This is a genomic window from Jiella sp. M17.18 (assembly GCF_041027365.1).
In the GTDB taxonomy this organism is placed as follows: domain Bacteria; phylum Pseudomonadota; class Alphaproteobacteria; order Rhizobiales; family Rhizobiaceae; genus VKMB-3413.
This window is the reverse complement of record NZ_JBFTEH010000011.1, coordinates 18,366-30,181: the sequence shown is the minus strand read 5'-3', so window position 1 is coordinate 30,181 and position 11,816 is coordinate 18,366. Positions and strand designations below refer to the sequence as shown.

Below are 11,816 nucleotides of genomic sequence, written 5' to 3'. Positions count from 1 at the left end.
GGAGCCCTCAGGCTGCCTTGTCGAGCCGCATGGGAATTCCGGCCGCGGCCATATGCGCCTTTGCCTCACCGATCGTAAAGGTTCCGAAATGGAAGATCGAGGCGGCGAGCACGGCGGCGGCATGGCCCTCGCGGATGCCGGCGGCGAGATGATCGAGCGTGCCGACGCCGCCGGAGGCGATCACCGGCACCGAAACGGCGTCCGCCACGGCCCGGGTGAGGTCGATGTCGAAGCCGGCCTTGGTGCCGTCGCGGTCCATCGAGGTCAGAAGGATTTCGCCGGCGCCGAGCGCCACGACGCGGCGGGCGAAGTCGACGGCGTCGATGCCGGTCGCGCTGCGCCCGCCATGGGTGAAGATCTCCCAGCGGGGTTCGGCATTCCCGGAAGCTGCGACACGGCGCGCGTCGATGGCGACGACGATGCACTGGTCGCCGAACTTGTCGGCGGCCTCGGCGACGAATTCCGGCCGCTTCACCGCGGCGGTGTTGATCGACACCTTGTCGGCGCCGGCGAGCAGGAGCCTGCGCACGTCCTGGATGGCTCTCACGCCGCCGCCGACGGTGACCGGCATGAAGCACTGCTCGGCGGTGCGGGCGACGACGTCGAAAATCGTCTCGCGCTCGTCGGAGGAGGCGGTGATGTCGAGGAAGCAGAGCTCGTCCGCCCCTGCCGCATCGTAGGCCTTGGCGGCCTCCACCGGATCGCCGGCGTCGACCAGGCCCTCGAAGTTGACGCCCTTGACCACGCGGCCGTCCTTGACGTCGAGGCAGGGGATGATGCGGGCCTTGAGGGTCATCTCGTTACTCCTCCCTCACGGAATGATGTTTTCCGAAAAGGGGGCGAAATACATGACAAAGGAGAGCCTCTTCCGCATATCTGGAAACCATGCACTGCCTAAGGTTTCCTCCTTCATATGCGAGGGTGAGCCGAGTCGGCCGCTTGAACCAGACCTCGACTGTCTTTCCTTTCGTAGCATCGCGGAGGGCAGACTGATCACGCAATTCGTTCTTTTTGAGCGTTCTTTTGGATGTCAGTCCCAGCATTCCGATGATGGGCAACCATCTGGCTGTCACGCTGTTGCGTGTTTCTCCGACTTTCAGTGCTACACCATCAGTGAACGCTATATAAACGACGTCTTTCGTGCGACGTGCGGATTGTGAGATCCGCTGATCTTCTACTGATAGATCAGCCGTTAGGCTGAACGATATTCCCAACTCAAAGCCAAGCTCCTCCGGCTTAGGCGCGGCGCGATCTGAAGACATGGCCGCTTATGCGATGCCACGATAGAGTTCGGCAAGAGGAATGCTGATCTCGAAGCCGGACAGATCCAGCACCTCGTCTGCGCCGGTGATCATCTCCGGCTTGCCAAAGGTGCCATCGTCGCCGCGCGACCAGAGCCAGACGCGCGGCTCGTCCTGCGAGAGGACGAGGTAGTGGAGGAGGGTCCTGATCTCTGTGTACTCCTGAGCCTTTTCTCCGAGGTCGGTGGTGCGGGAAGAAGGCGACAGGATCTCCGCCGCAAGAACCAGCTCGCGCGCGATCAGGTCCTGTCCCGCGGTGTTCGCGTTGACCCGATCCACGAACACGTCGGGGAAGCGGACGCCGGACCGCGTGCGGACCGCGAACTCGGCAGCACCGACGTCGTAGCGATCGAGATCGAGCCGGTTGCCGAGCGTCATGAGCAGCTTCGACGCCAGACGGGCATGGTTTCTCGACACTCTGACCAATTCGACGATCCTTCCTCGGACGAACTCGAACCGACCGTCTTGCGTACCGGCCCAATCCAGGAAGTCGTCGACGGTCTTCACCGCAGGCGCATGGATGTTCACGACAGGCCTCCCTTCTGCTCGACGCCTTTCGGATCAAGGACTATGGCCGCCATCGCTAGACGATGCCTCGATAGATGTCGTCGAGGGGCATTCGAAGGCCGAGGCCGGGCAGTTCCAGAACCTCGTCCGCGCCGGTGATCATCTCCGGCTTCCCGAAGGTGCCATCGTCGCCGCGCGACCAGAGCCAGACGCGCGGCTCGTCCTGCGAGAGGACGAGGTAGTGCCGCAATGTGCCCAGCGCCGTGTACTCCTGTGCCTTCTCGCCGAAGTCGGCGGCGAGGGATGAGGGGGAGAGGATCTCGGCGATGAGCAGGGACTGGCCGGTCGCGAGGCTCTGACTGCTGTCGCCGCCCCGAGGCGTGACGAGGACATCCGGGTAGCGCACGCCGAACGGCGTCCGGACTGCATAGTCGGCCCCGGTGACGACATAGCGCGAGGGATCGAGCAGCGACTTCAGCAGAAAGCCCAACTGCATCATCAGTTCGGCATGCCGCTGCGTGCCGCCCGTCATCATCTCGATGATCCTTCCTCCGACGAATTCACGCCTTCCTTCGCGGCCCTCGTTCCAGCGCAGGAAGTCGTCGGCGGTACGGATCGCGGGTGCCTGAACGTTCATCAACTGTCCTTTCCGGAGAGGCGGGAAGATGACGCACGCTTAGACGATGCCGCGATAGATGCCGGCGAGCGGAAGGCGGATCCCGAGGCCGGACAGATCCAGCACCTCGTCCGCGCCGGCGATCATCTCCGGCTTCCCGAAGGCGCCGTCGTCGCCGCGCGACCAGAGCCAGGCGCGCGGCTCGTCTTGCGAGAGGACGAGGTAGTGCCGCAGCGTATCGAGCGCCGTGTACTCCTGTGCCTTCTCGCCGAAATCGGTGGCGAGGGAGGAGGGCGACAGGATCTCGGCGACGAAAAGGGCTCTATTGGTCGCTAGACTCCGGTCATCACCCTCGTCGTCTGGCTCGACCAAGACGTCGGGATATCTTACCCCGAGCGGCGTGCGCACCGCATAATCGGCGGCGGTCACGGAGAATCTCTCAGGAAGCATCGATTGCAGAGCCGTGGCGAGCCGCAGCATCATCTTGGCATGCCGTCGGGTGCCGCCCGTCATCATCTCGACGATCCTCCCCCTCACGAACTCGCGCCGTCCCTCCCGTCCCTCGTTCCAGCGCAGGAAGTCATCGACGGTGCGGATGGCGGGTGCCTGGACGTTCATCGCGGCTCCTCCAGAAGAGATCCTCCGTACCCGGTCGTCCTCTCGGTCCGGACGCGGGGCACTTTCCAGCACTGGGGACGAACATAGTCGATCGCAGTCGCTTGTGGAACGACGGGGCGACCGCTCCGCCGGCCCTTGATCGGCCGTCACGATTTTGCGACGGATGGCGGCGGCAGGGAGCGGCAACCATGCGCGAGATCGTCTTCGACACCGAAACCACCGGCCTCGACCCCTCGGTCGAGCGGGTGATCGAGATCGGCGGCGTCGAACTCTGGAACCACATTCCGACCGGCAAGACCTATCACGTCTTCATCCGGCCGGCCGGCCGCAAAGTCGATCCCGCCGCCTTCGACGTGCACGGCATCTCGGACGAGTTCCTGGCGGACAAGCCGCTGTTTTCCGAGATCGCCGACGAGTTCCTGGCGTTCTTCTCGGGGGCCCGGCTGATCGCCCACAATGCCGCCTTCGACATCCAGTTCCTGAACGCCGAACTATCGCGGATCGGCCAGCCGCCGATCGATCCCGGCCTCGTCGTCGACACCCTGCCGATGGCGCGGCGCAAGTTCCCGATGGCGCCGGCGACGCTCGACGCGCTCTGCTCGCGTTTCTCGATCGACACCTCGCGGCGCGACAAGCATGGGGCGCTGCTCGATTCCGAGCTCCTGGCGCATGTCTATATCGAGCTGATCGGGGGCCGTCAGGCGGCGCTCGGCCTCAGCGTCGAGACCGGCGGGGGACGAGAGGGCGGCGAGGGCGAGGCGGTGCGCGTCGGCCCGCGCCCGGTGCCGCTGCCGCCACGCCTGACGCAGTCCGAGATCGCCGCGCACCGCGCCTTCGTCGAGACGCTGGGCGAGGATGCCGTCTGGTGGCGCTATCTGCATCGGGCGGCGCCGGAAGCTGCGGCCGCCGAGGCGGGGTGAACGACCGCTGGGGCAGGAGGCCCCGACGGAGACGGCTTAATTGCAGGCGCTATCGCCGCGCGGATGCTGCTGCCGGCGCCGAACCAGGCGGCGTCCGAGCCCTGTAGCCGTCGGTCAGCGTCTTCAGGAAGGCGACGACGTCGGCGATCTCCTGCTCCGTCAGGGCCGGCCTGTCGCCGCGCTTTGCGTCGAGCGGCGGGTCGATCCGGTCGAGATTCGGCCAGTACTGCTTCGGCAGGTCGTCATAGCGGGCGACGCTGCCGTCGGCGCGCTTCGGATAGACCGCTTCCGGCCGCGTCTCACGGTCCATGTAGAAGCGGACGACGTCGGCGAGACGGGTGTAGACGCCGTTGTGGAAGAAGACGTGGCGGAGCGCGACATTGCGCAGGGTCGGCGTCTTGAACAGCCCGCAATTGGCCGGCTGCTTCGCATAGATGTCGTGGCGCATCGGCCCGCAGATGCCGAGGTCGTGGTAGTTCGGATCGGCATTGGCCGGGATCTTCGGATTGCGCGGCACGCCGAGCGCCTCGAATTCGTAGTCGGTGAAGGCCGGCATCGTGCCGTCCGGCGCCACCGTGTCGAGATGGCAGGCGGCGCAGTCGCCCTTCTTCTCGTCGTCGAACAGCGTCAGGCCGCGGGCCTCCTGCGGCGTCAGCTTCGCCTCGCCCCGCAGATAGGCGTCGTACTTGCTGGTGAACGGGTGGAAGCTGACATCCTCGAACTCGAAGCGCGCGAGTGCGAAGGAGGCCTCGTCGAAGGCCTGGCCCGGATCGTCGAAGACGGTGTCGCCGAAGAGCTGCTTGAAGGTCTTCGCATAGGGGCGCTGCTCGAGCTTGGCGAGGAAGGCGGCCGGCGAGGCATTGGCCATCTCGAAGGGCGACATCAGCGGGCCCTGCGGCTGTTCCTCCAGCGTGTCGGCGCGCCCATCCCAGAAGAAGGCGCCTTGCGGCACCATGTCCGCCGCGCTGGAATTGGCCTTGCCGCCGGCCGTCGGTGTGCCGGACAGCGGGCCGACGCGCGGCGCGGTCGGTCTGTCGGCGGCCGAGGTCACGGCGCCGCCGGCGCCTTCCACTTCGCTCGCCGGTTCCGGACCGACCGAAAAGGGCGGCGTCAGGTTCATGTAGGTGAGCGAGGGCGTCGCGCGGATGCCCGGCCGATCGAGGTGCGGGCCGCCGATCTCCACCGGCCGGTCGTTGGCCGGCCCATAGGCATGGGCCGGGTCGTGGCAGCTGGAACAGGCCTGCCTTCCGGACGCCGACAGCGCCGGATCGAAGAACATCGTGCGTCCGAGACGCGCCACGGCGCTCAGCGGCTGCGCTCCGGGTGGCTGAGCCGGACGGGGCTCCGGCGAAGCCGTGGCCGCGCTTGACCGCAGCGCCGCGCCCGTGAACGTCAGGCTCACGAGCGCGGCGGCTGCGCCGAGAAGGATCGGGCGCCTCATCGGTGTCTCGCGTCGAGGCCTTACTTCGGCTCGCCGGTCGAGGGATCGAGGATCAGCTTGTCGCTGCGGGCGTTCTTCCAGTCGAACATGCCGTCGAGCTTGCCGGCCTTGGCGTCGAACGAGCCCTGACCGATGCGCTCGCCGCCGAGCCAGTTGTCCTCGACGAAGGCGATCACCGAGGTCTGGTCGGTCAGCGTGTGGTCGACATAGTTCTTCCTGGCATAGGGCGAGACGACCAGCAGCGGCTGGCGGGTGCCGTAGCCGCAGCGCCCGTTCACCGGCTTGCCGGCGACGCCGTCCAGCGGCGTGCCTGTGCCGCAATGGTCGCCGTCGAGAACGTCGAAGCCGGGCGTCGCCGACGGGTTCACCACCGCATGGGCGTGATCGTACCAGCCGTCGGAATCGTCCCAGAGGATCACGATCGCAGTGTCCTTCCAGTCGGGAGAGCTCTCGATGGCGTTGACCGCATGGGTGACGAAGGTCTGCTCGTCCAGCGGGTCGGAATAGCCGGCATGGCCGTCCTGGTAGCCGGCGGCCTTCAGGAAGCTCACCGTCGGCAGGTTGCCGGCCTTCAGCGCGGCATAGAAGTCGGTCATGTCGTACTGGTGGTTGGCGCCGCCGTCGTGGCTGGTGCCGATCGCGTCGACCGAGGACGGCCGCTTGTGCTCGGGATTGGCGGTCGAGGCGTAGTACTGGAACGGCTGGTGGTGCGGGATGTAGTCGACCTCGGTCACCTTGGTGACGTCGGACTTGGTCGAGCGGGCGCAGCCGGTGGTGCCGTTCGGATTCTTCGCGGTCAGGTCGAAGCCGCCCTCGAAGAAGCCCCAGCTGATGTTCTTCGCATTAAGCAGATCGCCGATGTTCTTGCCGGACATCATCGCGGTCTTGCCCTTGGAGCAGACGTCGCCGGTCGGGTCGAGATCGGAAATCATCGTCCAGTTGCCCTGGCCGTCGGGCACGACGCGGCCGCCGTCATAGCTGCCGTCCTTGTCCGTCGTGTAGCCCTTCGGCAGGATCATGCCGTTGGTCTGGCCGGAGATCAGGTTGATCGCGCCGGGCGTCGACGGGCCGAAGGTGGTCGAGAAGGACCTGTCGCTCATGGCGAAGTTCTGGGCGTAGTTCCAGAGCGCCGTGACGGTGTTGCCGTCATAGTAGCCCATCACCTGGCCCTTGGTGGAAAAGGTGCCGGCGCCGCCCTTCGAGCCCTTGCCGGTCTCGAGCGGGAAAAGGTCCATCTTGAAGCCGTCGAAGGCGGCCTGCTCGGCAGTGTAGCCGTGGTTCTGGTCGGCGGTCGCCGCCTGGCTGCGATCGAGCCGGAAGGGCAGGGCCGCATCCGGGCCGTTCTTCGCGTTGGTCTTGTTCGGATTGCTCTTGATCAGGTTCGCATGCTCGAGCGTGTCGACGCTGTCGTTGCCGGACAGGCCGGGCGTGCCCTTCGCCGCGGTGAACGTCGGCTCGCCGTCCGGATTGGTCGCGTGCGGATAGGTGGCGAAGTAATGGTCGAAGGAGACGTTCTCCTGGAAGATCACGACCAGGTGCTTGATCGGGGTCGAGGTGTCGGCGGAGCTGTTGGCCGCAAGGGCGCTGCCGGAGAGGGTGAGCGCCGCGACGCCGGACGCCAGCGCTGCCACACTGCGCGAAGCACGAGCCATGATGGAGTTTCCTTCGGATGGTTGCCGGAAGCCTAGAATGGGCTGCAGGAGGCGGGGTAGCAACTGCGCATGACACTTGCGTTGCAGCGGCTGCCGCACGGCGAAACCTTACGGAAGATTAATGATTCTAGGTCGTTGAGAGTAGCCGGCGGAATCCCGTTGCCACGGTACCTGCCCGGCAAAAGAAAAAGGCCGATGCGACGGGATCGCATCGGCCTTCTGCATATTCGGGTTGTCCGTCGTCGGAACGGCGGAAGAGCCTCAGCTAGTCTGCACCTGCTGACGCGCCTGTTCCTCGGCCATGCGCTGCTGGAACAGCTTGGCGAAGTCGATCGGGTCGATCATCAGCGGCGGGAAGCCGCCATTGCGGGTGACGTCGGCGATCACCTGGCGCGCGAAGGGGAACAGCAGGCGCGGGCACTCGATGAACAGCATCGGCAGGAGATGCTCCTGCGGGAAGTTCTGCAGCCGGAAGACGCCGCCATATTCGAGCTCGACATGGAACAGCCGGTCGGCGCCTTCGCCGGCGCTGGCGTTCAGCGTCAGGCGGACGTCGAAGTCGCCGTCGGCATCGTTGAGGGCGTTGGCGCCGACATTGACGCCGATGTTGATCGACGGGCCGCGCGGCTGGCCGCGGAGAATGCCCGGCGCGTTCGGAGCCTCGAAGGAGAGGTCCTTGATGTACTGCGTCAGGATGTTGATCGTCGGCTGTGCGCCGTCGGCGTTCTCATCCGCGCCATTGGCGCCGTTCGCTTCGCTCGTTTGCGACATGATCGACCTTTCTGCTTGGCTTGTCTCTGCCTGGCTGGCGACGGCCCGAAGAGGCGGGCGCTTCGCGGATCTGCCGGAGCGCGCGGAACCGCGACGGGACCCGGCGCCCCGCTTTCGCGGCGAGCGCTACCATGCGACGCGGCGTCACCACAAGGCGCAAGCGCCCAGCGCTCTCGGCCGATCGGCTGGACCGGTCAGTGCAGCGTCCGGTCCGGCGGGATGTCAGGACCGGACGCGCCACGGTTCCAGGGCGACTGCGGGTCGGGGTGGCGATGGTAGTCGTCGCCCGACAGGTCGACCACGTCCGGGCCCGAGCGGCGCGGCTGCGGCCCCGTCGAGGTGCCCCCCGCGGCGGCGCGGAAGCCGCTGCTCGTCACGACCGTCATGCGGCTCTTCAGGGCGGACCAGACCGCCTGGCGGACGGCGGGCACGAAGAGGAGGAAGCCGAGCGTGTCGGTGACGAGGCCGGGCGTCAGCAGCAGGACGCCGGCGACCGCGATCATCACGCCGTGAACGAGCTCGCGGCCGGGCAGACGCCCCGCGGCGATCTCCGCCTGGATCCGCCCCAGCGTTCCCAGGCCCTGGCGGCGCAGCAGCGCCGAACCGATGGCGGCTGTCAGGATGACCAGGCCGAGCGTCGGCCACAGCCCGATGAGATGGCCGACGAGGATGAACACCGCGATTTCGAGCACCGGGACGAGCAGGAGCGCGAACGGGATAAGCGCGAAGGGCATGGACGGTCGTCTCCGTTTCCTTTACCGGCAGCCGCTCCACCGGGAAATCGCCCGGGCCTCTTGGTGGCGGCCCCGAGCAGGTGGTACGGATGTCGCCAGGAATGCTGCGTCAAGTAGATAGGCATCCCCGAAGCGCATTTGAATGCGCCGCGACCGACCTCTATATGAAAGTCGGTTGCAGAGCGAAATGACGGTTCGAGGTGACGACGCGCGATGAGTTTCGGGACGATCTTCTTCATAGTGCTCGCGGCGATCGTCCTGTTCCAGCTGCGCAACGTGCTGGGCCGCAGGACGGGCCATGAGCGGCCGCCCTTCGACCCCTATTCGCGCCCCGAGCGGCCGCGCGAAGAGGTGGCCGGCAACGGCGCCAACGGCAATGTCGTGACGCTGCCGCAGCGGCGCGGGTCCGAGGAGGGCGAGGGCTATGCCCGCGTCTCCTACGAGGCGGTCGACAAGGTGGCCAAGCCCGGCTCCGCCCTGAACGTGGAACTGCGGCGCATCCGCGACGCCGATCCGAACTTCGAGCCCGGCGAGTTCCTGGAAGGCGCCAAGGTCGCCTACGAGATGATCGTCAACGGCTTTGCCGACGGCGACCGGCAGCTTCTGAAGAACCTTCTGTCCGCGGAGGTCTACGACGGCTTCGAACGGGCCATCGCCGAGCGCGAGCGGCTCGGCCAGCGGATGCAGTCCTCCTTTATCGGGATCGACGATGCGGCGATCATCTCGGCCGAGCTGAAGGACCGCGAGGCGCTGGTGACAGTCCTCATCGTCTCGCAGCTGATCTCGTCCGTGCAGGACGCATCCGGCGCGGTGCTCGACGGCGACCCGGAGACGGTCGTCGAAGTGCGCGACATCTGGACCTTCGCCCGCGATACCCGTTCGCGCGATCCGAACTGGAAACTCGTCGGCACCGAATCCGAAGAGAGCTGATACCGAAGCGATCGCGACCATGGCCGTCTTCGAGCGTTTGAGCTTTGCCGATCTGCCCGGTTGGGCCGAGGCGGATCATCGGCTGGCGCTCGAGGCCTTCGTGCGCAGCGCCCGCCGCCTAAGCGGCGGCGCGTTTCCGCGGGGCGAACTCGGCATCGATCCCGCCGCCTTCGGCGCGGCGGCGGAGGCGGCCCTTGCGGGCAGCGATGCGATGGAACCCGCGGAGGCACGCGGCTTCTTCGAAAAGCATTTCGTGCCCATGCGCATCCACCCGGGCGACGCCCGGGGGACCGGCTTCGTCACGGCCTATTACGAGCCGGTGGTCGAGGCCTCGCCGGTGCGCACCCAGCGTTTCCGCTTTCCGCTCTACGGCGTTCCGGACGATCTCGTGAAGGTCGACGACACGAACCGGCCGGCGGGCCTCGACCACGACTTCCGCTTCGCCCGCCGCCTGCCGGACGGCAGCCTCGCCGAGTACCCAGACCGCGCCGCGATCGAGGCAGGGTTTCTGGCCGGGCGCGGCCTCGAACTCGCCTGGCTGGACGATCCGGTCGAGGCGTTCTTCATCCATGTCCAGGGATCGGCCCGCCTGCGCCTTCCGGCCGGCCGCGACATGCGGGTCGGCTACGCCGCCAAGACCGGCCATCCCTTCACCGCGGTCGGCCGCATCCTGGTCGAGACGGGCGAGCTGACGCGGGAGCAGGCCGACATGGACGGCATCCGCGCCTGGCTCGGCGCGCATCCGGACCGGGTGCGGGCGCTCTTGAACCGCAACCGTTCCTTCATCTTCTTCTCGGAATTTCCGGTCGCGGACGCGGATCTGGGTCCCGTCGGCGCCGCCAAGGTGCCGCTGACGCCGCTCGCCTCGATTGCGGTCGACCGGCTGCTGGCGACCTACGGCATTCCCTATTTCATCTCGACGCCGGACCTCGTCATCGAGGGGAAGGCCTTCCGCCGACTGATGATCGCGCAGGACACAGGCTCGGCCATCCTCGGTCCCGCACGGGCCGACATCTTCATCGGCTCGGGCGCTGCCGCCGGCGCCGTCGCCGGCCGTGTTCGCCACGCCGCCGACTTCGTCGTCCTGCTGCCGCCGGCTCTGGCGGAGAGGCTGGCGCGATGAGGAGGCGCCGCGGCCTGTCGGCCGACGACGCGCGCGTCTGGGCCGAGGTCGCGCGTTCGGCGACGCCGCTGCAAGGGAAAGCCCATCCGCCGGTGCCGAAGCCGCCGCAAGCGCCGGCGGCCAAGCCCACGCTTGCCGAGGGCAGGCTTCCGGCGCCGGCCGAGCAGCCTGTCTCCCCGGCGGCGGAGCGGGCGCGCCGGAGCCTGACGCAGCATCCGATCGAGCGGCCGACGCGGCGCAAGATCGCCAAGGGGCGCCTGGCGATCGAGGCGAGGATCGACCTGCACGAGATGACCCAGGCGCGCGCCCACGACGCGCTGATCGGCTTCCTCCGGCAGGCACAGGCGATGGGGCTTCGCCATGTCCTGGTGATCACAGGGCGCGGCTCGGCCTTCGGCTCGCGCGGCGTGCTGCGGCGCGTCGTGCCGCAGTGGTTTTCCGGCAACGAATTCCGCCCCCTCGTCTCCGGCTTCGACAGTGCCGAGCGGCATCACGGCGGGGAGGGCGCGCTCTATGTGCGCGTCCGCAAGCGCCTATGACGCCGTTCGGCGAACGCGTGCGGGCGCTGCGCAAGGAAAAGGGCGTCACCCAGCGCGACATGGCCGCCGCGCTGAACGTCTCCAGCGCCTATCTCTCGGCGCTCGAGCACGGCCGCCGCGGTCGCCCGACCTGGGATCTCCTGCAGCGCATCATCGGCTATCTCAACGTGATCTGGGACGACGCCGAGGAACTGGAGCGCCTCGCCGAAATCTCGCACCCGAAGGTGACCGTCGAGACCGCCGGTCTCGGTCCGGAGGCGACGGCGCTCGCCAATCGCCTGGCCGAGACGATCGCCATTCTCCATCCCGACGACATCCGCCGGCTGCTCGCCGAGGTCGAAGCCGCCGGCGCGCGGGCCGAGGCGGCGCAACGCCTGCGACGGGAACGCAGCCGAAGGTGAGAACATGCGGGGCCGCCTTGCAGCCGCCATCGACAGCTTCGATTTACGTTTACGTAAGAGCAAAATAATCTAACCGATTGGATTTCCTGACCCCGCTTTTTGAATGTTGCAAGCCGGGGACAACGGGTCTAAGCCAGCCCGCGACGGTGGCACCGTTGCAGCGCAAACAGCCTCATCGCGGCTTCATCCGGTTGTCGGGAAAGCCTGCGACAGGATCGCTGCGGCCTTGCCGGCCGGGTTGGATTCGGCGAGACGGGCCGGTG

General features: G+C 67.3%; 13 protein-coding genes. 5 read left to right on the top strand and 8 right to left on the bottom strand.

Annotated features, from left to right (window positions below):
* Window positions 1–7: 7 nt before the first annotated feature.
* The 4 genes from hisF to AB5S17_RS18410 all read right to left on the bottom strand — a co-directional run bounded on the left by hisF (window position 8) and on the right by AB5S17_RS18410 (window position 3,042).
* Window positions 8–796, bottom strand: a complete 789-nt coding sequence (gene hisF / locus AB5S17_RS18425; protein WP_369242096.1) for an imidazole glycerol phosphate synthase subunit HisF — start codon at window positions 794–796, stop codon at window positions 8–10.
* Window positions 797–1,268: 472 nt separating this feature from the next.
* On the bottom strand, window positions 1,269–1,829 hold the full coding sequence (locus AB5S17_RS18420) for a Uma2 family endonuclease (protein WP_369242094.1): 561 nt from the start codon (window positions 1,827–1,829) through the stop codon (window positions 1,269–1,271).
* Between the two features lie 55 nt (window positions 1,830–1,884).
* Window positions 1,885–2,445 (bottom strand): Uma2 family endonuclease, encoded by a 561-nt coding sequence (locus AB5S17_RS18415; RefSeq protein WP_369242092.1) that lies wholly within the window; start codon window positions 2,443–2,445, stop codon window positions 1,885–1,887.
* Window positions 2,446–2,484: 39 nt separating this feature from the next.
* Window positions 2,485–3,042 (bottom strand): Uma2 family endonuclease, encoded by a 558-nt coding sequence (locus AB5S17_RS18410; RefSeq protein WP_369242090.1) that lies wholly within the window; start codon window positions 3,040–3,042, stop codon window positions 2,485–2,487.
* Window positions 3,043–3,230: 188 nt separating this feature from the next.
* On the opposite strand from AB5S17_RS18410, the gene dnaQ reads away from it, so the two are divergent.
* Window positions 3,231–3,962, top strand: a complete 732-nt coding sequence (gene dnaQ / locus AB5S17_RS18405; RefSeq protein WP_369242088.1) for a DNA polymerase III subunit epsilon — start codon at window positions 3,231–3,233, stop codon at window positions 3,960–3,962.
* A 49-nt stretch (window positions 3,963–4,011) separates the two neighbouring features.
* Here dnaQ and AB5S17_RS18400 read toward each other — a convergent pair whose 3' ends face one another.
* The 4 genes from AB5S17_RS18400 to AB5S17_RS18385 all read right to left on the bottom strand — a co-directional run bounded on the left by AB5S17_RS18400 (window position 4,012) and on the right by AB5S17_RS18385 (window position 8,560).
* On the bottom strand, window positions 4,012–5,403 hold the full coding sequence (locus tag AB5S17_RS18400; protein WP_369242086.1) for a cytochrome c peroxidase: 1,392 nt from the start codon (window positions 5,401–5,403) through the stop codon (window positions 4,012–4,014).
* A 20-nt stretch (window positions 5,404–5,423) separates the two neighbouring features.
* Window positions 5,424–7,055, bottom strand: a complete 1,632-nt coding sequence (locus AB5S17_RS18395; RefSeq protein WP_369242084.1) for a phospholipase C — start codon at window positions 7,053–7,055, stop codon at window positions 5,424–5,426.
* A 261-nt stretch (window positions 7,056–7,316) separates the two neighbouring features.
* The gene (gene secB / locus AB5S17_RS18390) at window positions 7,317–7,826 is read right to left on the bottom strand and encodes a protein-export chaperone SecB (protein ID WP_369242082.1); all 510 of its coding nucleotides are present in this window, start codon (window positions 7,824–7,826) and stop codon (window positions 7,317–7,319) included.
* 194 nt (window positions 7,827–8,020) lie between these two features.
* Complete coding sequence (locus AB5S17_RS18385; RefSeq protein ID WP_369242080.1) at window positions 8,021–8,560, bottom strand: FxsA family protein; 540 nt, start codon at window positions 8,558–8,560, stop codon at window positions 8,021–8,023.
* Window positions 8,561–8,773: 213 nt separating this feature from the next.
* Between AB5S17_RS18385 and AB5S17_RS18380 the strand changes: the two genes are divergently transcribed.
* Genes AB5S17_RS18380 through AB5S17_RS18365 form a run of 4 tightly spaced genes read left to right on the top strand, consistent with a single transcriptional unit; the run spans window position 8,774 to window position 11,553 of the window.
* Window positions 8,774–9,490 (top strand): Tim44/TimA family putative adaptor protein, encoded by a 717-nt coding sequence (locus AB5S17_RS18380; protein WP_369242078.1) that lies wholly within the window; start codon window positions 8,774–8,776, stop codon window positions 9,488–9,490.
* A 19-nt stretch (window positions 9,491–9,509) separates the two neighbouring features.
* A complete protein-coding gene (locus tag AB5S17_RS18375; protein ID WP_369242076.1) occupies window positions 9,510–10,613 on the top strand; it encodes a murein transglycosylase A in 1,104 nt (367 codons plus the stop codon).
* Window positions 10,610–11,152 (top strand): Smr/MutS family protein, encoded by a 543-nt coding sequence (locus tag AB5S17_RS18370; protein ID WP_369242074.1) that lies wholly within the window; start codon window positions 10,610–10,612, stop codon window positions 11,150–11,152. The genes AB5S17_RS18375 and AB5S17_RS18370 overlap by 4 nt, the downstream gene beginning before the upstream one ends.
* The gene (locus AB5S17_RS18365; protein WP_369242072.1) at window positions 11,149–11,553 is read left to right on the top strand and encodes a helix-turn-helix domain-containing protein; all 405 of its coding nucleotides are present in this window, start codon (window positions 11,149–11,151) and stop codon (window positions 11,551–11,553) included. The genes AB5S17_RS18370 and AB5S17_RS18365 overlap by 4 nt, the downstream gene beginning before the upstream one ends.
* The last annotated feature ends 263 nt before the right edge of the window (window positions 11,554–11,816 follow it).

What these genes read in the sequence shown, in the direction of transcription:
- AB5S17_RS18415 (WP_369242092.1), bottom strand. Translation starts at nt 2,445, where the DNA reads ATGAACGTTCAGGCACCCGCGATCCGTACCGCCGACGACTTCCTGCGC.
- AB5S17_RS18395 (WP_369242084.1), bottom strand. Translation starts at nt 7,055, where the DNA reads ATGGCTCGTGCTTCGCGCAGTGTGGCAGCGCTGGCGTCCGGCGTCGCG.
- hisF (WP_369242096.1), bottom strand. Translation starts at nt 796, where the DNA reads ATGACCCTCAAGGCCCGCATCATCCCCTGCCTCGACGTCAAGGACGGC.
- secB (WP_369242082.1), bottom strand. Translation starts at nt 7,826, where the DNA reads ATGTCGCAAACGAGCGAAGCGAACGGCGCCAATGGCGCGGATGAGAAC.
- AB5S17_RS18375 (WP_369242076.1), top strand. Translation starts at nt 9,510, where the DNA reads ATGGCCGTCTTCGAGCGTTTGAGCTTTGCCGATCTGCCCGGTTGGGCC.
- AB5S17_RS18385 (WP_369242080.1), bottom strand. Translation starts at nt 8,560, where the DNA reads ATGCCCTTCGCGCTTATCCCGTTCGCGCTCCTGCTCGTCCCGGTGCTC.
- AB5S17_RS18410 (WP_369242090.1), bottom strand. Translation starts at nt 3,042, where the DNA reads ATGAACGTCCAGGCACCCGCCATCCGCACCGTCGATGACTTCCTGCGC.
- AB5S17_RS18380 (WP_369242078.1), top strand. Translation starts at nt 8,774, where the DNA reads ATGAGTTTCGGGACGATCTTCTTCATAGTGCTCGCGGCGATCGTCCTG.
- AB5S17_RS18365 (WP_369242072.1), top strand. Translation starts at nt 11,149, where the DNA reads ATGACGCCGTTCGGCGAACGCGTGCGGGCGCTGCGCAAGGAAAAGGGC.
- dnaQ (WP_369242088.1), top strand. Translation starts at nt 3,231, where the DNA reads ATGCGCGAGATCGTCTTCGACACCGAAACCACCGGCCTCGACCCCTCG.
- AB5S17_RS18370 (WP_369242074.1), top strand. Translation starts at nt 10,610, where the DNA reads ATGAGGAGGCGCCGCGGCCTGTCGGCCGACGACGCGCGCGTCTGGGCC.
- AB5S17_RS18400 (WP_369242086.1), bottom strand. Translation starts at nt 5,403, where the DNA reads ATGAGGCGCCCGATCCTTCTCGGCGCAGCCGCCGCGCTCGTGAGCCTG.